General features: G+C 70.5%; 20 protein-coding genes. 14 read left to right on the plus strand and 6 right to left on the minus strand.

Annotation, left to right across the window (positions count from 1 at the left end; genetic code table 11):
* Positions 1–918, plus strand: a complete 918-nt coding sequence (locus ACFT4A_RS22565; protein WP_382832767.1) for an aldo/keto reductase — start codon at positions 1–3, stop codon at positions 916–918.
* Here ACFT4A_RS22565 and ACFT4A_RS22570 read toward each other — a convergent pair.
* Positions 915–3,164 (minus strand): MMPL family transporter, encoded by a 2,250-nt coding sequence (locus tag ACFT4A_RS22570; protein ID WP_382832769.1) that lies wholly within the window; start codon positions 3,162–3,164, stop codon positions 915–917. The two genes, ACFT4A_RS22565 and ACFT4A_RS22570, sit on opposite strands and share 4 nt — an antisense overlap.
* 218 nt (positions 3,165–3,382) lie before the next feature.
* Between ACFT4A_RS22570 and ACFT4A_RS22575 the strand changes: the two genes are divergently transcribed.
* From ACFT4A_RS22575 to ACFT4A_RS22590, 4 genes are all read left to right on the plus strand, one after another.
* Positions 3,383–3,913: a hypothetical protein gene (locus ACFT4A_RS22575; protein WP_382832771.1), complete on the plus strand. Its 531-nt coding sequence runs from the start codon at positions 3,383–3,385 to the stop codon at positions 3,911–3,913.
* A gap of 112 nt (positions 3,914–4,025) precedes the next feature.
* Complete coding sequence (locus ACFT4A_RS22580; protein WP_382832772.1) at positions 4,026–4,916, plus strand: DUF4097 domain-containing protein; 891 nt, start codon at positions 4,026–4,028, stop codon at positions 4,914–4,916.
* A gap of 70 nt (positions 4,917–4,986) precedes the next feature.
* A complete protein-coding gene (locus ACFT4A_RS22585; protein WP_382832774.1) occupies positions 4,987–6,228 on the plus strand; it encodes a cytochrome P450 in 1,242 nt (413 codons plus the stop codon).
* Positions 6,229–6,232: 4 nt separating this feature from the next.
* Positions 6,233–6,475: a ferredoxin gene (locus tag ACFT4A_RS22590; RefSeq protein ID WP_382832776.1), complete on the plus strand. Its 243-nt coding sequence runs from the start codon at positions 6,233–6,235 to the stop codon at positions 6,473–6,475.
* 98 nt (positions 6,476–6,573) lie between these two features.
* Here ACFT4A_RS22590 and ACFT4A_RS22595 read toward each other — a convergent pair whose 3' ends face one another.
* Complete coding sequence (locus ACFT4A_RS22595) at positions 6,574–7,965, minus strand: cation:dicarboxylate symporter family transporter (protein WP_382832778.1); 1,392 nt, start codon at positions 7,963–7,965, stop codon at positions 6,574–6,576.
* A 177-nt stretch (positions 7,966–8,142) separates the two neighbouring features.
* On the opposite strand from ACFT4A_RS22595, the gene ACFT4A_RS22600 reads away from it, so the two are divergent.
* The 5 genes from ACFT4A_RS22600 to ACFT4A_RS22620 all read left to right on the plus strand — a co-directional run bounded on the left by ACFT4A_RS22600 (position 8,143) and on the right by ACFT4A_RS22620 (position 13,780).
* Complete coding sequence (locus ACFT4A_RS22600) at positions 8,143–9,813, plus strand: ATP-binding protein (RefSeq protein WP_382832780.1); 1,671 nt, start codon at positions 8,143–8,145, stop codon at positions 9,811–9,813.
* Positions 9,810–10,508: a response regulator gene (locus tag ACFT4A_RS22605; RefSeq protein WP_184590329.1), complete on the plus strand. Its 699-nt coding sequence runs from the start codon at positions 9,810–9,812 to the stop codon at positions 10,506–10,508. Before ACFT4A_RS22600 ends, ACFT4A_RS22605 begins: the two co-directional genes overlap by 4 nt.
* A 105-nt stretch (positions 10,509–10,613) precedes the next feature.
* Complete coding sequence (locus tag ACFT4A_RS22610) at positions 10,614–12,005, plus strand: extracellular solute-binding protein (RefSeq protein ID WP_382832781.1); 1,392 nt, start codon at positions 10,614–10,616, stop codon at positions 12,003–12,005.
* 10 nt (positions 12,006–12,015) lie between these two features.
* Positions 12,016–12,936 (plus strand): carbohydrate ABC transporter permease, encoded by a 921-nt coding sequence (locus tag ACFT4A_RS22615; protein WP_382832783.1) that lies wholly within the window; start codon positions 12,016–12,018, stop codon positions 12,934–12,936.
* A gap of 4 nt (positions 12,937–12,940) precedes the next feature.
* The gene (locus ACFT4A_RS22620; RefSeq protein ID WP_382832785.1) at positions 12,941–13,780 is read left to right on the plus strand and encodes a carbohydrate ABC transporter permease; all 840 of its coding nucleotides are present in this window, start codon (positions 12,941–12,943) and stop codon (positions 13,778–13,780) included.
* Positions 13,781–14,193: 413 nt separating this feature from the next.
* Here the strand turns inward: ACFT4A_RS22620 and ACFT4A_RS22625 are convergent, their stop codons facing one another.
* Together ACFT4A_RS22625 and ACFT4A_RS22630 are read right to left on the minus strand one after the other, a co-directional pair.
* Positions 14,194–15,528: an enolase C-terminal domain-like protein gene (locus tag ACFT4A_RS22625; protein WP_382832787.1), complete on the minus strand. Its 1,335-nt coding sequence runs from the start codon at positions 15,526–15,528 to the stop codon at positions 14,194–14,196.
* Between the two features lie 36 nt (positions 15,529–15,564).
* On the minus strand, positions 15,565–16,902 hold the full coding sequence (locus tag ACFT4A_RS22630; RefSeq protein WP_382832789.1) for a gluconate:H+ symporter: 1,338 nt from the start codon (positions 16,900–16,902) through the stop codon (positions 15,565–15,567).
* Positions 16,903–17,072: 170 nt separating this feature from the next.
* Here ACFT4A_RS22630 and ACFT4A_RS22635 point away from each other — a divergent pair, with 170 nt between their 5' ends.
* Positions 17,073–17,861 carry an IclR family transcriptional regulator gene (locus tag ACFT4A_RS22635; RefSeq protein ID WP_382832791.1) on the plus strand — a complete coding sequence of 263 codons (789 nt, stop codon included), beginning with the start codon at positions 17,073–17,075 and terminating at the stop codon, positions 17,859–17,861.
* Positions 17,862–17,960: 99 nt separating this feature from the next.
* Here ACFT4A_RS22635 and ACFT4A_RS22640 read toward each other — a convergent pair whose 3' ends face one another.
* Positions 17,961–18,419 carry a PPOX class F420-dependent oxidoreductase gene (locus ACFT4A_RS22640; RefSeq protein ID WP_382832793.1) on the minus strand — a complete coding sequence of 153 codons (459 nt, stop codon included), beginning with the start codon at positions 18,417–18,419 and terminating at the stop codon, positions 17,961–17,963.
* A 178-nt stretch (positions 18,420–18,597) separates the two neighbouring features.
* Here ACFT4A_RS22640 and ACFT4A_RS22645 point away from each other — a divergent pair, with 178 nt between their 5' ends.
* Positions 18,598–19,338, plus strand: a complete 741-nt coding sequence (locus ACFT4A_RS22645; protein WP_382832795.1) for a helix-turn-helix domain-containing protein — start codon at positions 18,598–18,600, stop codon at positions 19,336–19,338.
* Between the two features lie 26 nt (positions 19,339–19,364).
* Here the strand turns inward: ACFT4A_RS22645 and ACFT4A_RS22650 are convergent, their stop codons facing one another.
* On the minus strand, positions 19,365–20,390 hold the full coding sequence (locus tag ACFT4A_RS22650) for an ATP-dependent 6-phosphofructokinase (protein WP_382832797.1): 1,026 nt from the start codon (positions 20,388–20,390) through the stop codon (positions 19,365–19,367).
* A 244-nt stretch (positions 20,391–20,634) separates the two neighbouring features.
* Between ACFT4A_RS22650 and pta the strand changes: the two genes are divergently transcribed.
* Positions 20,635–22,737 (plus strand): phosphate acetyltransferase, encoded by a 2,103-nt coding sequence (gene pta, locus ACFT4A_RS22655; RefSeq protein WP_382832799.1) that lies wholly within the window; start codon positions 20,635–20,637, stop codon positions 22,735–22,737.
* Positions 22,734–23,948, plus strand: coding sequence for an acetate kinase (locus ACFT4A_RS22660; protein ID WP_382832801.1), 1,215 nt, complete (start codon positions 22,734–22,736; stop codon positions 23,946–23,948). The genes pta and ACFT4A_RS22660 overlap by 4 nt, the downstream gene beginning before the upstream one ends.
* The last annotated feature ends 61 nt before the right edge of the window (positions 23,949–24,009 follow it).

A 24,009-nucleotide genomic window follows, 5' to 3' on the forward strand; every position in this document is an offset into this window, starting at 1 on the left:
ATGCGGTACAGGACACTGGGCGGACTGCCGGTGAGCGCGATCGGGCTCGGCGCGATGCCGCTGTCCCTCGAGGGCCGGCCGGACGAGAAGCGCGCCCTGGCCACCGTGCACGCCGCGCTCGACGCGGGAGTGACCCTCCTGGACACGGCCGACTCCTACCATCTGCCGGGCGCCGAGCCCGGCCACAACGAACGTCTGCTGGCCCGGGCGCTGGCCACGTACGGCGGTGACACCTCCGGCGTGCTGGTGGCGACCAAGGGCGGGCGTGGCCGCCCGGCCGGCGGCGACTGGACGGTCAACGGCTCCCCGCGCCACCTCAAGGCCGCCGCCGAGGCCTCCCGCAAGCGTCTCGGGGTGGAGTCGATCGGCCTCTACCAACTCCACAAGCCGGACCCCGCGGTGCCGTTCGAGGAGTCGGTCGGTGCCCTGCGGGAGCTGCTCGACGCGGGCACGATCCGGCTGGCCGGGGTGTCCAACGCGGACGCGGACCGGATCCGCCGGGCGCGCGAGATCCTCGGCGACCGGCTGGTGTCGGTACAGAACCGGTACTCCCCCGCCGTGCGGGACAGCGAGCCGGAGTTGCGGCTGTGCGCGGAACTGGGGCTGGCGTTCCTGCCCTGGAGTCCGCTGGGCGGGCTGGCCCGCAGCTCCCTGGACGGGCCGTCGCGGACGGAGGGAGCGGACCGCTTCGCGGCCTTCCACACCGTCGCGGCGGAGCGCGGTGTCAGTCCCCAGCGGGTCGGCCTGGCCTGGCTGCTGGCGCGCTCCCCGGCCGTCGTCCCGATCCCGGGGGCGAGCCGGCCGGAGACGGCCAGGGACTCGGCGGCCGCGGCGGACCTGCTCCTCAGCGCAGAGGAGCAGGCCCGCCTGGACGAGGCCGCCGAGCCGGACCCGATCGCCCTCGACCCGGGTCGCTAGTCGACCAGTTCGTGGGCGCGGCGCGGCGGTGCCACAGGCCCGGCCTGGGCCGTGCCGGCGAGCTTCGCGCCCTCGACGTCGAGGTTCGGGAGCAGTCGGTCCAGCCACCGCGGCAGCCACCAGGCCGACGTGCCGAGCAGGGCGAACAGGGCGGGGACGATCGTCATCCGGACGAGGAAGGCGTCGAAGAGCACCGCGGCCGCGAGTCCGAAGCCGATCATCTTGACGAAGTCGTTGTCCTCCACGATGAAGCCGGAGAACACGCTGATCATGATGGCGGCGGCCGCGGCGACCACCCGGCCGCCGTAGCGGAACCCGGTGACGACGGCCTCGGCGGGCCGCGCCCCGTGGACGTAGGCCTCCCGCATCCGGGTCACCAGGAACACCTCGTAGTCCATGGCGAGTCCGAAGACCACACCGATCATGAAGATCGGCATGGTGCTCATGATCGGGCTCGGCTGGTCGACGCCGAAGACATCGGCGAGCCAGCCCCACTGGAAGACCGCGACGACGGCGCCGAGCGCGGCGGTCACCGAGAGCAGGAAGCCGAGCGCGGCCTTGAGCGGCACGAGGACCGAGCGGAAGACCACCATCAGGAGCAGGAACGCCAGGCCCACGACCAGGGCGAGATAGGGAAGCAGCGCGTCGTCGAGGGTCTCGGAGAAGTCGATGAACATCGCGGTCTGGCCGGTGACCAGGACCTCGGCGCCGGTGTCGGCCCGGAAGCCGTCGGCGAGGGAGCGCAGATGGCGCACCAGGTCCTCGGTCGCGGCGTCGGTGGGGCCGGTGGCCGGGACGACGTTCAGGATCGCGGTGTCGCCGGCCTCGTTGGGCGTGGCCGGGGTGACGGTGGCGACGCCGTCCTGCCCGGCGAGGCGCTTGCCGACGGTGTCGGCCGCGGCCTTGGCGTCCGGGCCCTCCACGGTGATCGTCAGCGGCCCGTTGAACCCGGGGCCGAAGGAGTCCGAGAGCAGGTCGTATGCCTTGCGCTGGGTGGTGTCCGGGGCCATGGTGCCCTCGCCGGGCAGTCCGAGCTCCAGGCTGGCGGCGGGCACGGCGACCGCGCCGAGGCCGAGGACGGCCAGGACCAGGACGGCGACGGGGTGGCGCAGGACGTAACCGGCCCAGCGGGAGCCGAGGTTGGGCTTGCGACGGGCGTCCTTCGCGGCGAGCTTGTCGGCCTTGCGCCGGCGGCGGGCACTGAGGGGCTTGCCGGAGAAGCGGTGGCGGTCGCGGCGGCGCAGGACCTTGACCGGTGCGAAGCCGAGCAGCGCCGGTACGAAGGTGAGGGCGACCAGGACGGCGATGGCGACGGTGCCTGCGGCGGCCAGGCCCATCTTGGTGAGCATCGGGATGTTCACCACGGCCAGGCCCGCGAGGGCCACGACGACGGTGAGCCCGGCGAAGACGACCGCGGAGCCCGCGGTGCCGACCGCCCGCCCGGCGGCGTCGGCGCGGTCGCGGCCCTCGGTCAGCTCGGCGCGGTAACGGGAGACGATGAACAGGGCGTAGTCGATGCCGACGGCGAGGCCCAGCATCGTCGCCAGGGTCGAGGTGGTGCTGGACAGGCCGAGGGTTGCGCCGAGCGCGGTGATCGCGGAGATGCCGACGCCGACGCCGATGAGGGCCGTGAGCAGGGGCATGCCGGCGGCGATCACCGAACCGAAGGTGAGGAGCAGGACCAGGGCGGAGACCAGGATGCCGATCTTCTCGCCGGTGCCGCTCATGGCGGCGTCGATCTTCACGGCGTCGCCGCCGGCCTCCGCGGTCAGGCCGGCGTCGCGGGCCTTGTCCAGTGCGTCGTCGAGGGCGTCGTGCGCCTTGTCGCCGACCTTGGTGGCGGGGACCTTGTAGGTGGCGATGGCGTAGGCGGTGGAGCCGTCCTTGCTCACCGCCTTCGTCGCGAAGGGGTCGCTCACCGAGGCGACCTGCGGAGACTTCCTCAACTCCGCGACCAGTGCGGCGACATGAGCCTTCTGCGCGGGCTCGGAGATCTGCCCGCCCTGGGGCGCACGGACCACGACCCGGGCGCTGGCACCGTCGGCGCTCGCGTCGGGGAACTTCTTCTGCAGCAGGTCGAAGGCCTTCTGCGACTCCGTGCCGGGCATCGAGAAGGTGTCCGCGGGCGGCGCCGGGGCGGCGGAGGCGGCGAAGCCCGCACCGAAGAGGACCACCACCCACAGCAACACCATCAGCCATCGGCGCCGGAAGGCGAGACGGCCCAGTTTGTAAAGGAAGGTAGCCACGGCGGGGAACTCCTGTCGGCGGGCGAGGGATGGCACCAGACTCTGGCGCTGAAGTGACGCCACAATGGCACCACTCCGACTCCATCGCAAGCCCCTTCATGCCCATCGCAGCACGATGACGCCTCAATTACAGAAAGAAGATGCAGCTCACAGCCCACTTTCACGGGGATGAGCCAAGATGGCTCGCTATGGCGCCATTCATGTGCCATCATGACGTCATGGACCTCACGCCCTACGTCGACACCCTCCGGCACGAGCTGGCCGTGGCCGCTGGGGCCGGCGGTGACGATGCCCGCGCCCTGGCCGAGCGGCTCACCGCCCCTCTGGAGTCCGCCGCCCGGCTGACTCTCCTCGACGCGCTGTCCGCCGCCATGGGCGAGGTCACACGGGAGCTGGCGCCGGGCTCGGTCGACGTGCGGCTGCGTGGATCCGACCCGGAGTTCGTGGTGACGGCGCCGCACGCCCCGGAGCCGTTCCGGGAGGCGCGGGAGCCGGGCACCGTCCCCGCCGCGCCGTCGCCGCCACCGCTGCCCGCGGACGCCGACGACGGCGCCATGGCCCGGATCAACTGCCGTCTCCCCGCCCAGCTCAAGACCCGCACCGAGGAGGCCGCGGCGGCCGAGGGCCTGTCGGTCAACGCCTGGCTGGTGCGGGCCGTGTCCCTCGCCCTCGACGGCGGGGAACGCGCGAGCCCGCCGGGCCGCGGCACGGACCCGGACAGCCGGAGCCTCACCGGCTGGGTCCACTAGACCCCCGGCCGGGCACGCCACTCTCACCGGCGGATCACCGATCCCGCCGACATCACGCATCACCCGCTCACCGGCGGGACCACCCACCCAAGCCATAGAGGACGGGACAGCCATGCCTGCTTTCGACACCCCCGAACCGATCTCCGTCACCCTCGAGTTGGAGGCCGGGACCGCCCGCATCACCGCGGGCAAGCGCACCGACACGGTCGTGGAGGTGCTGCCGCGCAACGGCTCCGACGACAACGACGTACGCGCCGTGCAGCAGACCCAGGTCACCTGCTCGGGCGGCCGCCTCACGATCAAGACACCGAAGAAGCGGTCCCTGTTCGGCAAGCCGGGCGCCATCGAGGTGAGCGTCGAACTCCCCGCCGGATCCGACCTCCGCGGCACCACGGCCATGGGCGGCTTCTTCTGCGAAGGCCGCTTCGGGGACGTCACGCTCAAGACCTCGCTGGGCGACGTCCAGGTCGACGAGGCGGCCGGTGCCGTCCTCAAGACCGACCACGGCGACATCCGCCTGGCCCGCTCGACGGGAGACGTCGAGATCATCGGCGCCGGCCGGGTCGAGGTCGGCACGGTCGCCGGTACGGCCACCGTCAAGAACAGCAACGGCGCCACCGAGGTCGGCGAGGTCACCGGCGGCCTGAGGACCAACGCGGCCAACGGCGACATCTCCGTCGGCATCGCGCACGGCGACGTCGGCGCCAAGTGCGCCAACGGCCGGATCGAGATCGGTGTGGCCCATGCCGGGGTCGACGCGATGGCCTCCAACGGCCGCATCCGCGTCGGCGACGCCACCCGCGGCCGGATCGAACTGCGCACCTCCGTCGGCGACCTCGAAGTGGGCATCCACGAGGGCACCGCCGCCTGGCTCGACCTGAACGCCAAGTACGGCACGGTACGCAACTCGCTCGGCTCCTCGGCCGGCCCCGCGGACTCCGACGAGACCGTCGAGGTGCACGCCCGGACCTCGGCCGGCGACATCATCGTCCGCCGCGCCTGACGTCGCGTCCGCCCCCGGCTCCACCCCGCTCCACGATGCGCACCGCACCCGACGACCACAGGAGGACCGCATGCCGTACGACCCGACGGACGCCGACACCACCCCGGCCGGCACCACCGCCGAGGAGCCGCCCACCCTGCCCACCGACCGGCACACCGGCTGCCCCTTCGACCCGCCCGCCGAACTCACCGCGCTGAGCGACCAACCGCTGCGCCGCCTGCGCTACACCGACGGACACACCGGCCGGCTGGCCACCGGCCACGCCGCGGCCCGCGCGGTGCTGTCCGACCCTCGCTTCAGCTCCCGCTACGAACTCCTGCACATGCCGGTACCGGTCCCCGGGATGCCGGCGGAGCTGCCACCGGCCCCGGTCGGCGACATCACCGGCCTCGACGCCCCCGAGCACACCCGCTACCGGCGCCTGCTCACCGGCAAGTTCACCGTCCGGCGGATGCGTCAACTCACCGAGCGCGTCGAGCAGTTCACCACCGAATGCCTGGACGCCATGGAGCAGTCCGGGCCCACGGCCGACCTGGTGGAGGCCTTCGCGCAGCCCGTGCCCGCGCTCATGATCTGCGAGCTGCTCGGTGTGCCGTACGCCGACCGGGAGCGGTTCCAGAGCCAGGTGGCGGTCATCTTCGACCAGACGGCGGACGCGGAGGCGAAGGGCGGTGCCTACGGGGCGCTGCTCCAGTTCCTGAACGAACTGGTCCTCGCCAAGCGCGCCGAGCCCACCGACGACCTGCTCAGCGACCTGACCACCTCCGACCTCACCGACGAGGAACTGGCCGGCATCGGCGGACTGCTGCTCGCCGCCGGGCTCGACACCACCGCGAACATGCTCGCCCTCGGCACCTTCGCCCTGCTGAGCAACCCCGACCAGCTCGACGCCCTGCGTGCCGACCCCGGCCTCGCCGGGCAGGCCGTGGAGGAACTGCTGCGCTACCTCAGTGTGGCCGACCCGATGCTGCGGACGGCGCTCGAGGACGTCGAGGTGGAGGGACAGATCATCAAGGCGGGCGAGACGGTGGCCGTTTCCGTGCAGGCCGCCAACCGCGACCCGCTCCGCTTCCCCGACCCCGACCGGCTCGACATCCACCGCAGGGCCACCGGGCACCTCGCCTTCGGGCACGGCGCCCACCAGTGCCTGGGCCAGCAGCTCGCCCGCGTCGAGATGACCGTCGCGTTCCCGGCGCTCTTCGCCCGCTTCCCCACCCTGCGCCTCGCCGTGCCGCCCCAGGAGGTGCCGCTGCGCGAACACTCCAACATCTACGGCGTGATCAGCCTGCCCGTCACCTGGGACAAGGAGTAGCACCATGAGCGACCCACGCGAACCGCTGCGCATCGAAGTCGACCGTGAGCGCTGTGCCGGCGCCGGCATGTGCGCCCTGACGGCCCCCCAGGTCTTCGACCAGGACGACGAGGAAGGCCTGGTGGTGCTCCTGCACCCCGACCCGGCCCCCGAGCACCGGCCCGCCGCCCGCATGGCCGCCGGCCTCTGCCCCGCGGGGGCCATCGTCCTCGGCGGAAACGGCGACGCCGAGCGGGCAGGTCCCTAGGGGAGGAGGACCTGCCCGCTCGGCGTCTCACAGACCGGGCGGCTGAGCGACGGGGGGACACCCAGCCGCCCGGATTCTCGCGGAGCGCGACGTGACCGTCAGGTCTTCGCCAGCTCCTTCTCGCCGCCCTGCTCGGGCACCTCGACGTGCTCCTCGGACGAGCCGCCGTGGCCGTCGTCCAGCAGTGTCTTCTCGTCGAAGGGCAGCTGGCCGGCGAGGACCTGGTTGACCCGCTCCTTGTCGATCTCCTTCGTCCAGGTACCGATCAGCACGGTGGCCACGGCGTTGCCGGCGAAGTTGGTCAGGGCGCGGGCCTCGCTCATGAAGCGGTCGATGCCGACGATCAGGCCGATGCCGTCCACCAGGGCCGGCTTGTGGGACTGCAGACCACCGGCCAGGGTCGCGAGGCCGGCGCCGGTGACACCGGCGGCGCCCTTGGAGGCGACCAGCAGGAAGAGCAGCAGCGGGATCTGCTCGCCGAGGGACATCGGCGTGCCCATGGCGTCGGCGATGAACAGCGAGGCCATGGTCATGTAGATCATGGTGCCGTCGAGGTTGAAGGAGTAGCCGGTCGGGACGGTGATGCCGACCACCGGCTTGCTGACGCCCAGGTGCTCCATCTTCGCGATGAGCCGCGGCAGCGCGGACTCGGAGGAGGAGGTGGAGAGGATCAGCAGGAACTCCCGGCCGAGGTACTTGAACAGCGTGAGGATGTTCAGGCCGGAGATGACGCGCAGCAGGACGCCGAGCACGATGAAGACGAACAGGAAACAGGTGACGTAGAAGCCGAGCATCAGCACGGCGAGGCTCTTGAGCGCGTCCACGCCGGCGGAACCGGTGACGGCCGCGATGGCACCGAAGGCACCGATCGGGGCGGCCCACATGACCATGGCGAGGATGCGGAAGACGAGCCGCTGGATGTGCTCGATGCCGCGCAGGATCGGCTGGCCGGCCGAGCCCATGCCCTGCAGGGCGAAGCCGGCGAGCAGGGCGATCAGCAGGGTCTGCAGGACCGACTCGTTGGTGAAGGCGGAGACGATCGTGGTCGGGATGATCCCGAGCAGGAACTCGGTGGTGTCCTTGGCCTCGGAATCGATCTGCGCGTGACCGGCGTCCTTGATCGCGTCGGTCACCGCGAGGCCGGTGCCCGGCTCCAGGATGTTGCCGACGACCAGGCCGATGCCCAGCGCGACCAGCGACATCACGGTGAAGTAGACCAGGGCGATGCCGCCGACGGCACCGACCTTGGCGGCCTTCCGGACCGAGCCGATGCCCAGCACGATCGTGCAGAAGATGATCGGCGAGATCATCATCTTGATCAGGTTCACGAAGCCCGTGCCGATCGGCTTCAGCCCGACAGCGAAGTCCGGTGCGGCCAGACCCACCGCGATACCGGCAGCGACCGCGATGATCACCGCGATGTAGAGATAGTGGGTGCGGTCCCGCTTGGGTTTGCGTGCGGCAGGTGCCGTATCGGCTGCGCTGGTCACGGCGGCCCTCCTTGACGACGTCGTCGGCATCACCGGCGTGCGGCTCACGTCCGGAAAAGTGGGAGCGGGGCTCCCGGAGATGCGTTATAGGGAATGCCGTGACTATGTCCTGCTCTGTGAGCGCGGTCACCCTTCCGTTCATTTAGTTCACAATCAGCCAAGAGGCAGACTGACGACATGCGCATCTCCGTCCCCCGACCCCGCAGCCTGGCGGCCCAGCTCTTCGCCATGCAGGCCGTACTGATCGCGGTCGTCGTGGCCGGATGTGCGCTGTTCACCTACGTCAGCGACCGCAGCCAGGCCGAGGAGGCCGCGAAGCGCCAGGCCAGGGCCGTGGCGCGCTCCGTCGCGGACTCCCCGTCGGTGCTGGCGGCGGCCCGCGCCTCCGACCCGACCGGGGCGCTCCAGCCGTACGCGCTGAAGGTCATGCGGGACACCGAGGTCGACTTCATCACGATCATGAACCCGCAGGGCATCCGCTGGACGCATCCCGACCCGGACCGGATCGGCCAGACCTTCCAGGGCCACACTGAGCGGGCGCTGAGGGGCGAGACCTTCACCGAGACCTACACCGGCACCCTCGGCCCGTCGGTCCGCGCGGTCACCCCGATCAACAACGGCAAGCAGATCGTCGGCCTGGTCAGCGCGGGCATACGGGTCGAGGCGATCAGCGAGCGCGTACAGAGCCAGGTCACGGCCCTGCTGGGCGTCGCCGTCGGGGCACTGGCCCTCGGCGCCGTAGGCACCTACGTTGTCAACGCCCGGTTGCGCCGCCATACGCACGGGATGAACGCGGCCGAACTCAGCAGGATGCACGACTACCACCAGGCCGCCCTGCACGCCGTACGGGAGGGGCTGCTGATGCTGGACGGGCAGTACCGTGTGGCGTTGATCAACGACGGGGGGCGGGAGCTGCTCGGCGTGGAGGGGGACGTGGTGGGCAGGTCGGTGGCCGAGCTCGGGCTCCCCGCCCCGCTGACGGGCGCGCTGCTGGCTTCGGAGCCCCGGGTGGACGAGGTGCATCTGACGGCGTCGCGGGTCCTGGTCATCAACACCTCCCCGGTCTCGGGCGGCGAGCGGCGCGGTACGGTCGTCACCCTGCGCGATGTCACCGAACTCCAGTCACTGATGGGCGAGTTGGACTCCGAGCGGGGCTTCACGCAGGCACTGCGCTCGCAGGCGCACGAGGCGGCGAACCGGCTGCACACGGTCGTCTCGCTGATCGAGCTGGGCCGGGCTGAGGAGGCGGTGGACTTCGCGACGGCCGAGCTGGAGCTGGCGCAAGCGCTGACCGACCAGGTCGTGGCGGCGGTGAGCGAGCCGGTGCTGGCGGCGCTGCTGCTGGGCAAGACGGCCCAGGCGAACGAGCGGGGCGTGGAGCTGATGGTGTCGGAGGACAGCAGCCTGGACGACGGTCTGCTGCCCGAGACCCTCCCCGCGCGGGACCTGGTGACCATCCTCGGCAATCTGATCGACAACGCCGTGGACGCGGCGCAGGGCAGCGTGCGGGCACAGGTGACGGTGGCGGCGTACACCCAGGGCACCGAGGACTGCCCCGAGCTGGTGCTGCGGGTCTCCGACACGGGCCCGGGCGTCGACCCGGAGCACGCCGAGGCGGTCTTCCAGCGGGGCTTCTCCACGAAGCCGTCCGGCCCGGGCGGGCGAGGCCTCGGGCTGGCGCTCGTACGGCAGGCGGCGCAGCGGCACGAGGGGACGCTGTCGGTGACGGAGGCCGACGGCGGCGGGGCTCAGTTCGAGGTACGGCTGCCGCTGCGCGAGTCCGGCGCGGTCGCCGCAGGCGTGACATCCGGAGGCCCGGTGTCCGAGGGCTCTGGAGGCCCCGCATGACGAGCGACACGACGCACGCGAAAGACATCCGGGTCCTGGTGGTGGAGGACGACCCGGTGGCCGCCGACGCGCATGTCATGTACGTCGGGCGGGTCCCCGGGTTCGTGGCCGTGGGCAAGGCGCACACGGGCGCGGAGGCCCGCCGGGCCCTGGAGCGCACCCCGGTGGACCTCCTCCTGCTGGACCTGCACCTGCCGGATGTGCACGGGCTGCATCTCGCGCGGTCGCTGCGGGCGGCCGGGCACCACGCGGACGTGATCGCGGTGACGTCGGCGCGCGATCTGGCCGTCGTACGCGAGGGCGTCTCGCTGGGAGTCGTGCAGTACGTCCTGAAGCCGTTCACCTTCGCGACCCTGCGGGACCGCCTCGTGCGGTACGCCGAGTTCCACGCATCGGTCGGCGAGGCGAGCGGCCAGGACGAGGTGGACCGGGCCCTGGCGGCCCTGCGCGCCCCCGGCCCGGCCGCGCTGCCCAAAGGCCTGAGCGCGCCGACGCTGGAGCGGGTGACGGTGACGCTGCGGGACAGCGCGGAGGGCCTCACGGCCGCCGGTGTGGCGGAGACCGTGGGCATCTCCCGCATCACGGCCCGCCGTTATCTGGAGCATCTGGTGGACGCGGGCCGCGCGGCCCGCCGCCCGCAGTACGGCACGGTGGGGCGCCCGGAGTTGCAGTACCGCTGGGTCACCGGTCAGTGACGCCCCATCAGCTCTCACCATCCACCATGCAACCGACGCACACGCATTGACCTGACTAGACCACTCAACTTAGGTTCACGACGCAGCCGTCCAGGCCACAAAGAAGTGCGCCCGCAGGAGGTCGTGCCCGTGCGCCCCACCGCCGCTCTCACCCCCCTCGTCGCCCTGGCCCTCGCCGCGTCCACCCTCACCGCCTGCGGCGGGGGTTCCGGCAGCGACCCGGACACCGTGAAGATCTCCTTCAAACAGTCCACGGACAACTCCGTCAAGGTGATGGACACGTATCTCGCGGACATCAAGAAGCAGTTCGAGAAGGCCCACCCGGGCAAGAAGGTCGAACTCGTCCCGATCAAGGCCCCGGACTCGGAGTACTACACCAAGCTCCAGCAGATGCTCCGCTCCCCCAAGACCGCCCCCGACCTGGTCTACGAGGACACCTTCCTCATCAACTCGGACATCACCAGCGGCTATCTCAAGCCTCTCGACCCCTATCTCGCCAAGTGGCCGGACTGGGACAAGTTCATCGACACGGCGAAGGCGGCGGCCCAGGGCGAGGACGGCAAGACCTACGGCGTCCCCGACGGCACCGACACCCGCGGCCTCTGGTTCGACAAGGACATCTTCAGGAAGGCGGGCCTCCCCGCCGACTGGCAGCCGAAGACCTGGAACGACATCCTCACCGCCGCCCGCACCATCAAACGCAAAGCCCCCGACACCACCCCCCTCAACATCTACACGGGCAAGCCGGTCGGCGAGGCCGCCACCATGCAGACGTTCGAAATGCTGCTCTACGGCACGAACGACGGCACCACGGACCCCCTCTACGACAAGTCGAGCAAGAAGTGGATCGCCGGCGGCAAGGGCTTCGAGGACGCGCTCTCCTTCGTCGAGACGGTCTACAAGGAGAAGCTCGGCCCGGACGTCTCCGACGCGCTCGACCCGAACGTCATGACCCGGGTCCGCGGCGAGTGGCTCCCCCAGGGCAAGCTCGGCATCGCCCTCGACGGCTCCTGGCTGCCGCAGGACTGGCTGCCCGGCAGCGGCCACGAGTGGCCCGAGTGGTCGCAGAAGCTGGGCCTGGCCGCCATGCCGACCCAGAACGGCCAGGCGCCCGGCAAGGTGAGCATGTCCGGCGGCTGGACCTGGTCGATCCCGGCCAAGGCGGGCAACCCGGACCTGGCGTTCGAGTTCATCAAGACGATGCAGACCAAGGCCAACGCGCAGAAGTGGTACGTCGCCAACTCCGGCATCGCGGTCCGCGAGGACGTGGCGAAGGACCCGGCGTACGCCACGGCCCAGCCCGGCATCAAGTTCTTCACGGACCTCGTGGCGAACACCCACTACCGCCCCGCCTACCCGGCGTACCCCAAGGTCTCCGTGGCCATCCAGGAGGCGATGGAGGGCGTCACCACGGGCGACACGTCGGTGGACGAGGCGGCAAGCGGCTACACGGACGCGCTGAAGGACGCGACGGACAACCAGGTGGCCGAACGGTGAGCGGCACCCGATGACCACCACCGCCCCGCACCCCCAACCCACCAAGGCGCTCACGGACACCCACCCGGCACGCGGCCCCCGCCTGCCGGTACGGGTCCTGCCCCTGACTCCCGCGATCGTCCTCCTGCTCCTCTTCCTGGCCGGCCCGATCGCCTACTGCGTCTACATCGCCTTCACCGACCTCCAGCTCACCGGCCAGGCCCAAAAGTCGTTCGTCGGCTTCGACAACTTCACCCGGGCCTTCGGGGACGAGGCGTTCCTGAACGCCGTATGGCTGACGCTGGTGTTCACCGTCCTCTCGTCCCTCATCGGACAGAACACGCTGGGCCTCGCCCTGGCGGCACTGATGCAGCGCGCGTCGAAACCGGTCCGCACGCTCACCGGCGGCATCGTCGTCACGGCTTGGGTCCTGCCGGAGGTCGTCGCGGGCTTCCTCCTCTACGCCTTCTTCCGCCGCGAGGGCACCCTGAACGCCATCCTGGACTGGCTGCACCTGCCCTCCCAGAACTGGCTGTTCACGCTCCCGATCCTGGCGGTGTCCTTCGCGAACGTCTGGCGCGGTACGGCGTTCTCGATGCTGGTCTACTCGGCGGCCCTGAACGAGATCCCCCAGGAGATCACCGAGGCGGCGGAGGTCGACGGCGCGGGCGGCTGGCGCCGCATGTGGCACATCACCCTGCCCATGATCCGCCGCTCCATCGGCACCAACCTGATGCTCAACACCCTCCAGACCCTCTCGGTCTTCGGTCTGATCTGGGTGATGACGAGAGGCGGCCCGGGCGGCAAGAGCCAGACGCTCCCGCTCTTCATGTACGAACAGGCCTTCCAGAACAGCCTCATCGGCTACGGCACGGCGGTCGCGCTCCTGCTCCTGCTGGTCGGCTCCCTGTTCTCCCTGGTCTACCTGCGCCTGCTCCGCACGGAGGTCTGACCGCATGCCCCACACCCTCTCCTCCCGCCGCACGACCCGCCGTCTGGCGGCCGACGCGGGACTCCTGGTGGTCGCCGCGGCCTTCGTGCTCCCCCTGGCCTGGGTGGTCCTGTCCTCCCTCGATCCCCACGCGGGCCTCCGGGTGAAGGCCCCCGACGGCCTCACCCTGGACAACTTCGACGCGGTCCTGACCTCCGAGATCACCTTCACCCCCCTCCTCAACAGCCTGATCCTCTGCGGCGGCGCGACCCTGCTGACAGTGGTCTGCGCGGCCCTCGCCGCCTACCCACTGTCCCGCTTCCGCTCCCGCTTCAACCGCCCGTTCCTGCTGACGATCCTCTTCGCCACCAGCCTGCCGATCACGGCGATCATGGTTCCGGTCTACGCCCTCTTCGTCCAGGTGGACCTGATCGACACCATGCAGGGCACGATCTTCTTCTTCGCCGCGTCCCAACTGCCCTTCGCCATCTGGCTGATGAAGAACTTCATGGACGGCGTCCCCAAGGAACTCGAAGAGGCCGCCTGGACCGACGGAGCGAGCCCCCTCCAGTCCCTCATCCGCATCGTCCTGCCCCTCATGGGCCCCGGCGTGGCCGTCGTGACGGTCTTCTCCTTCGTCATGATGTGGGGCAACTTCTTCGTCCCCTTCATGCTCCTGCTCACCCCCGACCAGATGCCGGCGTCCGTCAGCATCAACGACTTCTTCGGCAACCGGGGCATGGTGGCGTACGGGCAACTGGCCGCGTTCTCGATCATCTACTCGACGCCGGTGATCCTGCTGTACGTCCTGATCTCACGCCGCCTGGGAGGGGGCTTCGCACTGGGCGGGGCGGTCAAGGGCTGAGGGTGCTTGTGGCTGGGGCGGGTGAATCCACAGCCCGGCGTTGGCAGGTGCCCGGCGTCGGTCTGGGGCCGGGTGGGTCCGCAGCCCGGCGTAGCGGGGTGCCTCCCCCACCGCCCACCCGTGCCGCCCTGGGGGCACCTCCCAGGCCCTTAAGGCACTGGGGGAGGCACGCATGCCCGCAGCTGGGGCGGGAGCCACGACGCGCCCGCACCCGCCGGATCACGGAAGGGGACGTGTCGGGGGGTGTCCGCCCGCAGCGGTTGGCGCGTCAACGGACAGTCAGTCGGTATCCGGCCCCATCGCGCCGTTCCGAGGACGGACACCCCCCGACGCGGCCCCGACCCACCACCGGCGAGAAGGCGCTACACGCACCCCCACCAAAGCCGCACAGGCGCCGCAGGCATCCGCCCCACTCACCGCACCAGACACGGCCGCTTCCCATCGAACTCCCACCCCGGAACCAGGTACCGCATCCCCACCGCATCGTCCCGCGCCCCCAGCGCCTTCTCCCGGTACAGCTCGTGCGCCGCGAGCAGCCGGTCCATGTCGAGCCGTACGCCCAACCCCGGAGCATCCGGAACCGCGATCTCGCCGTCGACGATGCGCGGCGGGGAAACGGTGAGCCGCTCCAGCCCCTCCTGCCAGATCCAGTGCGTGTCCAGCGCGTTGTACTCCCCCGGAGCCGCCGCCCCACAGTGCGTCACCATCGCCAGCGAGATGTCGAAGTGGTTGTTGGAGTGGCACCCCCACGTCAACCCCATCGCGTTGCACAACTGCGCCACCCGCACCGACCCCCGCATCGTCCAGAAGTGCGGATCGGCCAGCGGAATGGACACCGACTGCAGAGCCAACGCATGCGCCATCTGCCGCCAGTCCGTAGCGATCATGTTCGTAGCCGTAGGCAACCCGGTAGCCCGACGAAACTCCGCGAGCACCTCCCGCCCCGAGTAACCCCCCTCCGCCCCACACGGATCCTCCGCATACGCCAGCGTCCCCACCAACGGCCGGCACAGCTCAACCGCCTCCCGCAACGACCACGCCCCGTTCGGATCCAGCGTGATCCGCGCCTCGGGAAACCGCGCCTTCAGCGCCCGCACCGCCGCGACCTCCTCGGCCCCCTCCAGCACACCCCCCTTGAGCTTGAAGTCCCGGAACCCGTACAGGTCGTACGCCGCCTCCGCCTGCCGCACGATCGTCTCCGGAGACAACGCCTCCTCGTGCCGCACCCGGTACCACTCCACGTCCGAGTCCGGCTCCCGGACATACTCCAGATCGGTCCGGTCCGGATCACCCACGTAGAAGAGATAGCCCAGCACCCGCACGGACTCCCGCTGCTGCCCGTCCCCCAGCAGCGCGGCGACCGGCACCTCGAGATGCTGCCCGAGCAGATCGAGCAACGCCGACTCCACCGCCGTCACCGTATGAACCGTGGTCCGCAGATCGAACGTCTGCGCACCCCGCCCACCCGCATCCCGGTCGGCGAACCGCTCCCCGATCTCCCGCAGCACCCGCTGGTAGTCCCCCACCTTGGCCCCGACGACGAGCGCCTCGGCATCCCGCAGCGTCTGCGTGATCTTCTCGCCGCCGGGCACCTCCCCCAGCCCGGTACGCCCCTCGGAGTCGGTGAGAACGACGATGTTGCGGGTGAAGTACGGCCCGTGCGCACCGGACAGATTGAGCTCCATGCTGTCCCGCCCGGCGACGGGGTAGACGGCGAACCCGGTGACGGTCGGCTGGTTGCTGCTCATGCTGGTCCAAATCCCTTGTGTAGTGGATGAAACGGTCTACAGCCCGAAAACGTCCAGCGCCCACTCGACCGCGAGCACGCCCCCCAGCCCGAGCACGGCAAGCACCGTCGTATAGGACGTCCGCACCTTGATCGCCTCGATGACGGACAGGTTGAAGTACTCCTTGAAGAGCCAGAACCCGGGGTCGTTCACGTGCGAGAACGCGATGGAGCCACACGCCACGGCCAGCACCATCACCTCCGGATGCACCCCACCCCCCGCCAGCAACGGCAGCGCCACACCTGAGGCCGTGACGACGGCGACCGTCGCCGAGCCGAGCGCGATCCGCAGGATGACGGCGACCAGCCAGGCGAGGACGATCGGCGAGATGGACCAGCCGTCGGTGACGTCCTTGATGTAGTCGGAGATGCCGCCCTCGACGAGGACGTTCTTGAAGGCCCCGCCCGCGCCGATCACCAGCAGGATCATCGCCATCGCCTGGGCCGCCGACGAACAGGAGGCGCCGACCTCGCTCAAGCTCCGCCCGATCCGCGGCCCGAACACCCAGATCGCCAGGCACAGGGTCAGCAGCAGCGCGATCGGCGCCGACCCGACGAACGCCACGACGTGCAGGAACGGACTGTCTCCCGAGGCGGCCATGTCGGTCACGGCCGCGGCCACGATCAGCACCACGGGGAACAGCGCCACGAACAGCGACCACCCGAGCCCCGGCATCTCCTCCTCGGTGAACTCGCGCTCGCTGACCAGCCCCTTGGGGATGGACGGCGTCATCCTCGCGACGAACGGAAGACGCGGCCAGGCCAGGGCGATGAGCGCCCCGGCGGGTACGGCGATGAACAGGCCGTAGAACAGCGTCAGTCCGACGGAGGCGTGGAAGGTCGCGGCGACGGCGGTGGGGCCGGGGTGCGGAGGCAGGAAGCTGTGCATGGTGGACAGGGCGATGGACATCGGCAGCCCGACCCACAGCAGCTTCGCGCCGGTGACCCTGACCAGCGTGAACGCGATCGGCACGATGATGACGAACGCGACCTCGTAGAACATGGTCACGCCGATGAGCATGGACGTGACCACCATCGCCACCTGGACCCACCGCGGGCCGAAGGCGTCGAGGAGTTTGCCGGCTATGCGCTGTGCGGCGCCCGAGTCCCCCATCACCCGGCCGACCATGGCACCGAGTCCGATGGTCAGCATGGTGTCGCCGATCTGGTCCCCGATGCCCTCGGAGAGGACGTCCGGGATGGTCGCGACCGGAATGCCACGGACCAGCGCGACCCCCACCGCGACGAGCAGCAGGGCCGCGAAGCCGTTCATTCTCAGCCGGGTCATGAGGAGGAGCAGGACCAGAACGCTGATCCCGACGACGAGCAGAGGCAAGGCAGTTCCCCTTTGAACTGGTGGGAGCTCTGAACTGGTGGGGCTCTCATCCCTGTATGCAGATGGCGTCCACGTATGCAGATGGAGGCTAAGTGCGTGAACGGAGCGGGTCAATGGCCCGGGCGATCACAGATTGATGTGCACGATCAGCGCGGACCTACGATGAGCCCATGCAGGAGAGCAGAGGCGTCCGCGGTGTGAAGTCGGCGGCCAGAACCGTCGCGCTGCTGGAAGTGCTCGCCGAGCGGGGCGAACAGCCCTCCCGCCTCGACCAGCTCGCGGAGGACCTGGACGTGCCGCGCAGCAGCATGTACCAGCTGCTCCAGACGCTCGTCGACTCCGGCTGGGTCCGCACCGACGCCACCGGCTCCCTCTACGGCATCGGGATCCGCGCGCTGCTCACCGGCACCGGCTATCTCGACGGGGACCGCCGTATCCGGGTGGTCCGGCCGTACCTGGACGAGGCGTCGGACGCGCTCGGCGAGACGATCCACATGGCCCGGCTCGACGGCCGGGACGTCGTCTACCTCGCCACCCGCGAGTCCCACGAGTACCTGCGCACCATCAGCCGGGTCGGCCGCCGCGTCCCGGCCCACGCCGGCGCGCTGGGCAAGGCACTGCTCGCCGAGCGCCCCGACGGCGAACTACCCCTCGGCGAAGAGCCGTTGACCGGCCTCACGGAGAACACGCACACCGACCGCGCCGCCCTGCTCGCCGACCTGGCCCGGGTGCGCGAGCGCGGCTACTCCGTCGACCGCGAGGAGACGGTGCCGGGCATCGCCGGCTTCGGCTTCGCCCTGCGCTACGGAACACCGGCCGTCGACGCCATCAGCTGCTCGGTCCCGGTGGCCCGGCTGACCCCGGAGCACGAGAGCCGCATCGTCTCCGTGATGAGCGACATCCGAGCGAGGATCGAGTCCCGGCTGCCACCGGTCTCGGGCGTACCGGACTGGCGCTAGGGCCGCCCCCCCAACCGCCCACGGCACGGAAAAAGCGCCGGCCACATGACCGTGACCAGCGCTTCCCCAACTCGCCCGAGACTCAGGCGGACATCCCGCTCAGCCGGTCGCCCCGTCCGGCAGGACCCCGGGCCGGAACGGCTCCACGCCCTCGAGCGTCCGCACCCGCGTCGGCTCGATCAGCAGCATCACCCGGCGCTCGCCGGGGAGCATCCACGGATACCGGTCCTGGCCGAGGTACTTGCGCGTCAGCCGGTCCATGCCCCGCTCCGCCTCCTCGCCCTCCACGAACCGGACGACCTTCCCCCGGATCTCGGCCCGGTCGTACGGGTTCTCCGGGTCGTGATGGGACAGCGAAACGTACGGATTGCGCCGCAGATTCTGCTCCTTCACCCGCCCGATCGAGGTGTTGACCATGACGTACTCGTCTTCGATGTCCGCCCACATGGGCGATACCTGAGGCGCCCCGTCGGCCCCCACCGTCGCGAGATGCCAGAAGTTCGGCGCGAGAAGCCGCTCGCGAATATGCCCGTTGAGCTTGCCGTTCACGTGAGTCACTGCCTTTCCGGACCCAAGATCATCGGGCCCGGGGTCATCCTTACCCGCAACCCGCCCCGACCGACAAGCCGATCTCCGGCCCCGGTCGAACCCGCCGGTAGCCGTAGCTTCCTACAATCCGTGATCCTGGCCGAACAGACCGTAGTCATCGCACCCCCGTCCCCCTAGCTTGTGGCCCGTGCGCCGACCTTCAGCCCGCCCGAGCCAGTCCGCCGCCACTCCCCCTCCACAGTCCGCCCCGACTCCCCCGCCCTTCAACGCCCCGGCCGCCCGCCGTCTGCGCGCGGCCCTCGGCATGACGCCCGAGCACGTCGCCCACGGCATGCGCGTCTCGTACGGACACCCCCGCATCACCCCGGACCACGTCATCGACTGGGAGCGCGGGGCCTCGGCCCCGTCGAACTCGGAACTCACCGCTCTCGCGGGCGTGTTGTGGTGCTCCCCCGGCGAACTCATCGGCAGACCCCGCACCCTGCGCGAGCACCGCATCGCCCGCTGCCTCGCCCCCGAGGACGTGGCCCGGGCCGTGGGACACGAGGTCCACGCGTATCTGCGCATGGAGGAGACCGACACCTGGCGCGGCACGGACCGCCAGTCCGGCGCCCTCGCCGACCTGCTCGGCCTGGGCCTCGCCGACTTCGTCACCGTCACGGGCCGCGACGCCAAGCTCGGCGAACTGCTGCGCAGCGCGGTCAGCACCCGCTGGCAGGCCTATGTGCGCCCGGTGGCCAAACTCGTGCCCCTGGACCGGCCGTTCCTGGAGGGCGCCCTGCGGGCGCTGCACGAGGACTACCAGGGTCATATGGCCGCCACCCTGAGCTGGGGCGGCGGCAGCGGCGACGCGGGCGACACCGCCCGCGACTTCCTGAACCGGATCGTCGAGCACTTCTGGACGAGAGTCCAGGAGAGCCCGGTCTAGAACCTCTGGAACACCGACGGGAAGGTCTAGAAGACCGACTCGGCCTCGTCCATCCGGTCCTTGGGCACCGTCTTCAGCTCGGTCACGGCCTCCGCGAGCGGCACCATCACGATGTCCGTCCCGCGCAGCGCGGTCATCCGGCCGAAGCGGCCCTGGTGCGCCGCCTCCACCGCGTGCCAGCCGAACCGCGTGGCGAGCACCCGGTCGTAGGCGGTCGGTGAGCCGCCGCGCTGGACGTGGCCGAGAATGACCGGCTTGGCCTCCTTGCCGAGCCGGCGCTCCAGCTCATGGGCGAGTGCCGCGCCGATGCCCTGGAAGCGCTCGTGGCCGAACTTGTCGATCGCGCCCTTGCCGTAGTCCATGCTGCCGTCCGCGGGGTGGGCGCCCTCGGCGACGGCGATGACCGCGAACTTCTTGCCGCGGGCGAAGCGCTCCTCGACCATCTTGACCAGATCGGCCGGATCGAACGGACGCTCCGGCAGACAGATGCCGTGCGCACCCGCCGCCATGCCGGACTCCAGCGCGATCCACCCGGCGTGCCGGCCCATGACCTCCACCACCATCACGCGCTGGTGGGACTCGGCGGTCGTCTTCAGCCGGTCCATCGCCTCGGTGGCGACCCCCACCGCCGTGTCGAAGCCGAAGGTGCGGTCCGTGGAGGAGATGTCGTTGTCGATGGTCTTCGGGACGCCCACGACGGGCAGGCCCGCGTCGCTCAGCATGCGCGCGGCCGTCAGCGTGCCCTCGCCGCCGATCGGGATCAGCGCGTCGATGCCGAACTCGTGGATCATGTCGGAGGCGTTCTCGCAGGCCTCACGGAGCCGGTCGCGCTCCAGCCTGGACGATCCCAGGATCGTGCCGCCGCGGGCCAGGATGCCGCTGACGGCGTTGAGGTCGAGGGCGCGGTAGCGGCCGTCCAGCAGGCCCGAGTAGCCGTCCTCGAAGCCGATGACCTCATCGCCGTAGTTGTCGACCGCCCGGTGCACGACCGACCGGATCACGGCGTTCAGGCCGGGGCAGTCGCCGCCTGCGGTGAGAACTCCGATACGCATCGTGCTGTGTCTCCTGCTCGCTGTTGACACCGGTGAGCTTCTGCCGATTGTTTCACGCTGCCCGGCCCGGCGGGGTACCCGACTCTGACGGGCGCCTTATCCATCGGCGGAGGTATTGTCAAGGCGGTTCCGCTCACCTCGATGGGCGATTTTTCGACGTCCCGCAGAGAAATCCTCACAGAGACATCCCGGACAGAGTCATCCCGAACAGAGACATGCCACCGAGACGAAACGGAGAGCGCGCGTGACCCGCAGCGTGTACGTGACCGGCATCGACCGAGGCGACGGCCGCCAGGTCGTCGAACTGGGGGTCATGGAGCTCCTCACCCGGCAGGTCGACCGGGTCGGCGTCTTCCGGCCCCTCGTCCACGACGGGCCCGACCGCCTCTTCGAGCTGCTGCGCGCCCGCTACCGGCTCGCCCAGGACGCGTCGACCGTCTACGGCATGGACTACCAGGAGGCGTCCGCCCTGCAGGCCGAGGCCGGCACGGACGAGCTGGTGTCCACGCTGGTGGAACGGTTCCACCTGGTCGCCCGCGAGTACGACGTGGTCCTGGTCCTCGGCACCGACTTCGCCGACACCCAGCTCCCGGACGAGCTGTCGCTGAACGCCCGGCTGGCGAACGAGTTCGGCGCGTCCGTGATCCCGGTCGTGGGCGGCCGCAAGCAGACCGTCGAGTCGGTGCTCGCCGAGACGCGCAACGCCTACCGGGCCTACGACACACTCGGCTGCGACGTGCTGGCCATGGTCACCAACCGGGTCGCCCGCGAGGACCGCGACGAGATCGCCCGCCGGCTCGAATCCCGGCTCCCCGCGCCCTGTTACGTCCTGCCCGACGAGCCCGCGCTGTCCGCCCCGACCGTCTCGCAGATCAGCCACGCGCTCGGCGGCAAGGTGGTGCTCGGCGACGACTCGGGGCTCGCCCGGGACGTGCTCGGCTTCGTCTTCGGCGGTGCGATGCTGCCGAACTTCCTGGGCGCCCTGACCCCCGGCTGCCTCGTCGTCACCCCGGGCGACCGTGCCGACCTGGTCGTCGGCGCGCTCGCCGCGCACAGCGCCGGCACCCCGCCGATAGCCGGCGTGCTGCTCACCCTGGACGAGGTGCCCGGCGCCGACATCCTCACCCTCGCCGACCGCCTGGCGCCGGGCACCCCGGTGCTGTCGGTGGCCGGCACCAGCTTCCCCACCGCCGAGCAGCTCTTCTCCCTGGAGGGGAAGCTGAACGCGGCCACCCCGCGCAAGGCGGAACGGGCACTCGGCCTGTTCGAGCGGTTCACCGACACCGGCGAACTCACACGCCGGGTCTCCGCGCCCAGCAGCGACCGCGTCACACCGATGATGTTCGAGCACAAGCTGCTGGAGCAGGCCCGCTCCGATCTGCGCCGCGTGGTGCTGCCCGAGGGCACCGAGGAGCGGGTGCTGCACGCCGCCGAGGTACTGCTGCGCCGGGGCGTGTGCGAGCTGACCCTGCTCGGCCCGGTCGACCGGATCCGCAAGAAGGCCGCCGACCTGGGCATCGACCTCGGCGAGTCCCAGCTGATCGACCCGGCCACCTCCGACCTGCGCGACTCCTTCGCCGAGCAGTACGCGGCCCTGCGCGCCCACCGGGGCGTCACCGTGGAGCTGGCGTACGACGTCGTCTCCGACGTGAACTACTTCGGCACGCTGATGGTCCAGGAGGGGCTCGCCGACGGCATGGTCTCGGGCTCGGTGCACTCCACGGCCGCGACCATCCGCCCGGCCTTCGAGATCATCAAGACCAAGCCGGACGCCGACATCGTCTCGTCGGTGTTCTTCATGTGCCTGGCCGACAAGGTCCTCGTCTACGGCGACTGCGCGGTCAACCCCGACCCGAACGCGAAGCAGCTCGCGGACATCGCCATGCAGTCGGCGACCACGGCGGAGCAGTTCGGTGTGGAGCCGCGCATCGCGATGCTGTCGTACTCCACCGGCACCTCCGGCTCCGGCGCCGACGTCGACAAGGTCCGCGAGGCCACCGAGCTGGTCCGTTCCCGCCGGCCCGACCTGAAGATCGAGGGCCCGATCCAGTACGACGCCGCCGTGGAGCCGTCGGTCGCGGCGACCAAGCTGCCCGGCTCGGAGGTCGCCGGGCAGGCGACCGTGCTGATCTTCCCCGACCTGAACACCGGCAACAACACCTACAAGGCCGTGCAGCGCTCGGCCGGCGCGATCGCCGTCGGCCCCGTGCTCCAGGGTCTGCGCAAGCCGGTCAACGACCTGTCCCGGGGCGCCCTCGTCCAGGACATCGTCAACACCGTCGCCATCACGGCGATCCAGGCCCAGTCCCCGGCCCCGTCCCCGAGTGAGAAGGCAACCGCCCAGTGAGCCCGTCCCGTGTCCTCGTCCTCAACTCCGGCTCCTCGTCGCTGAAGTACCAGCTGCTCGACATGGGCGACAGCAGCCGGCTGGCGGTGGGTCTCGTCGAACGCATCGGTGAGCAGACCTCCCGGCTCAAGCACACCCCGGCCGGCGGCGAGAGCCGCGAACGCGGCGGCGCGATCGCCGACCACGACGCCGCGCTGAAGGCCGTGGCGGAGGAGCTCGCCAAGGACGGTCTCGGTCTGGACTCGCCCGAACTGGCCGCGATCGGGCACCGCGTGGTGCACGGCGGGAAGACCTTCACCGAGCCGACCGTCGTCGACGACGCCGTGCTCGCCGAGATCGAGCGGCTCATCCCGGTGGCCCCGCTGCACAACCCGGCCAACCTCACGGGCATCCGCACGGCGCAGGCGCTGCGGCCCGACCTGCCGCAGGTCGCCGTGTTCGACACCGCGTTCCACACGACCATGCCGGAGTCGGCCGCCCGCTACGCGATCGACGTGAAGACGGCCGACGAGCACCGCGTCCGGCGCTACGGCTTCCACGGCACCTCGCACGCCTACGTCTCCCGGGCCACCGCCGAACTGCTGGGCAAGGACCCCGCCGAGACGAACGTGATCGTGCTGCACCTGGGCAACGGGGCGTCCGCCTCGGCCGTTCGGGGCGGCAAATGTGTGGACACCTCCATGGGACTGACGCCTTTGGAGGGGCTCGTGATGGGTACGCGCTCCGGAGACATGGACCCGGCCGTCATCTTCCATTTGATGCGTGTTGGTGGAATGTCCGCGGACGAGATCGACACTCTTCTCAACAAGAAGAGCGGTCTGATCGGTCTGTGCGGCGACAACGACATGCGGGAGATCCGCCGTCGCGTCGACGAGGGCGACGAGCAGGCGGAGCTGGCGTTCGACATCTACATTCACCGCCTGAAGAAGTACATCGGTGCCTATTACGCCGTACTCGGACGGGTGGACGCGGTCGCCTTCACCGCCGGTGTCGGCGAGAACGCGGCGCCCGTACGGGAAGCCGCCCTGGCGGGCCTGGAGGAGCTGGGCCTGGTGGTCGACGGCGAGCGCAACGCCGTACGCGGCGACGAGGCGCGGCTGGTCTCGCCCGAGGGTGCCCGGGTGGCTGTGGCGGTGGTGCCCACCGACGAGGAATTGGAGATCGCGACGCAGACCTACGCGCTGGTAATTGGTTCGGGGAATCACACCTGAGCGGCATGCCGCCCTTTTGTATTTTCCGCCAGACGGAATATTCCGTTGCGAAACAAACCGA

Origin of the sequence: Streptomyces sp. NPDC057099, assembly GCF_042671245.1 — a bacterium.
Classification (GTDB): Bacteria; Actinomycetota; Actinomycetes; order Streptomycetales; family Streptomycetaceae; genus Streptomyces; species Streptomyces purpurascens.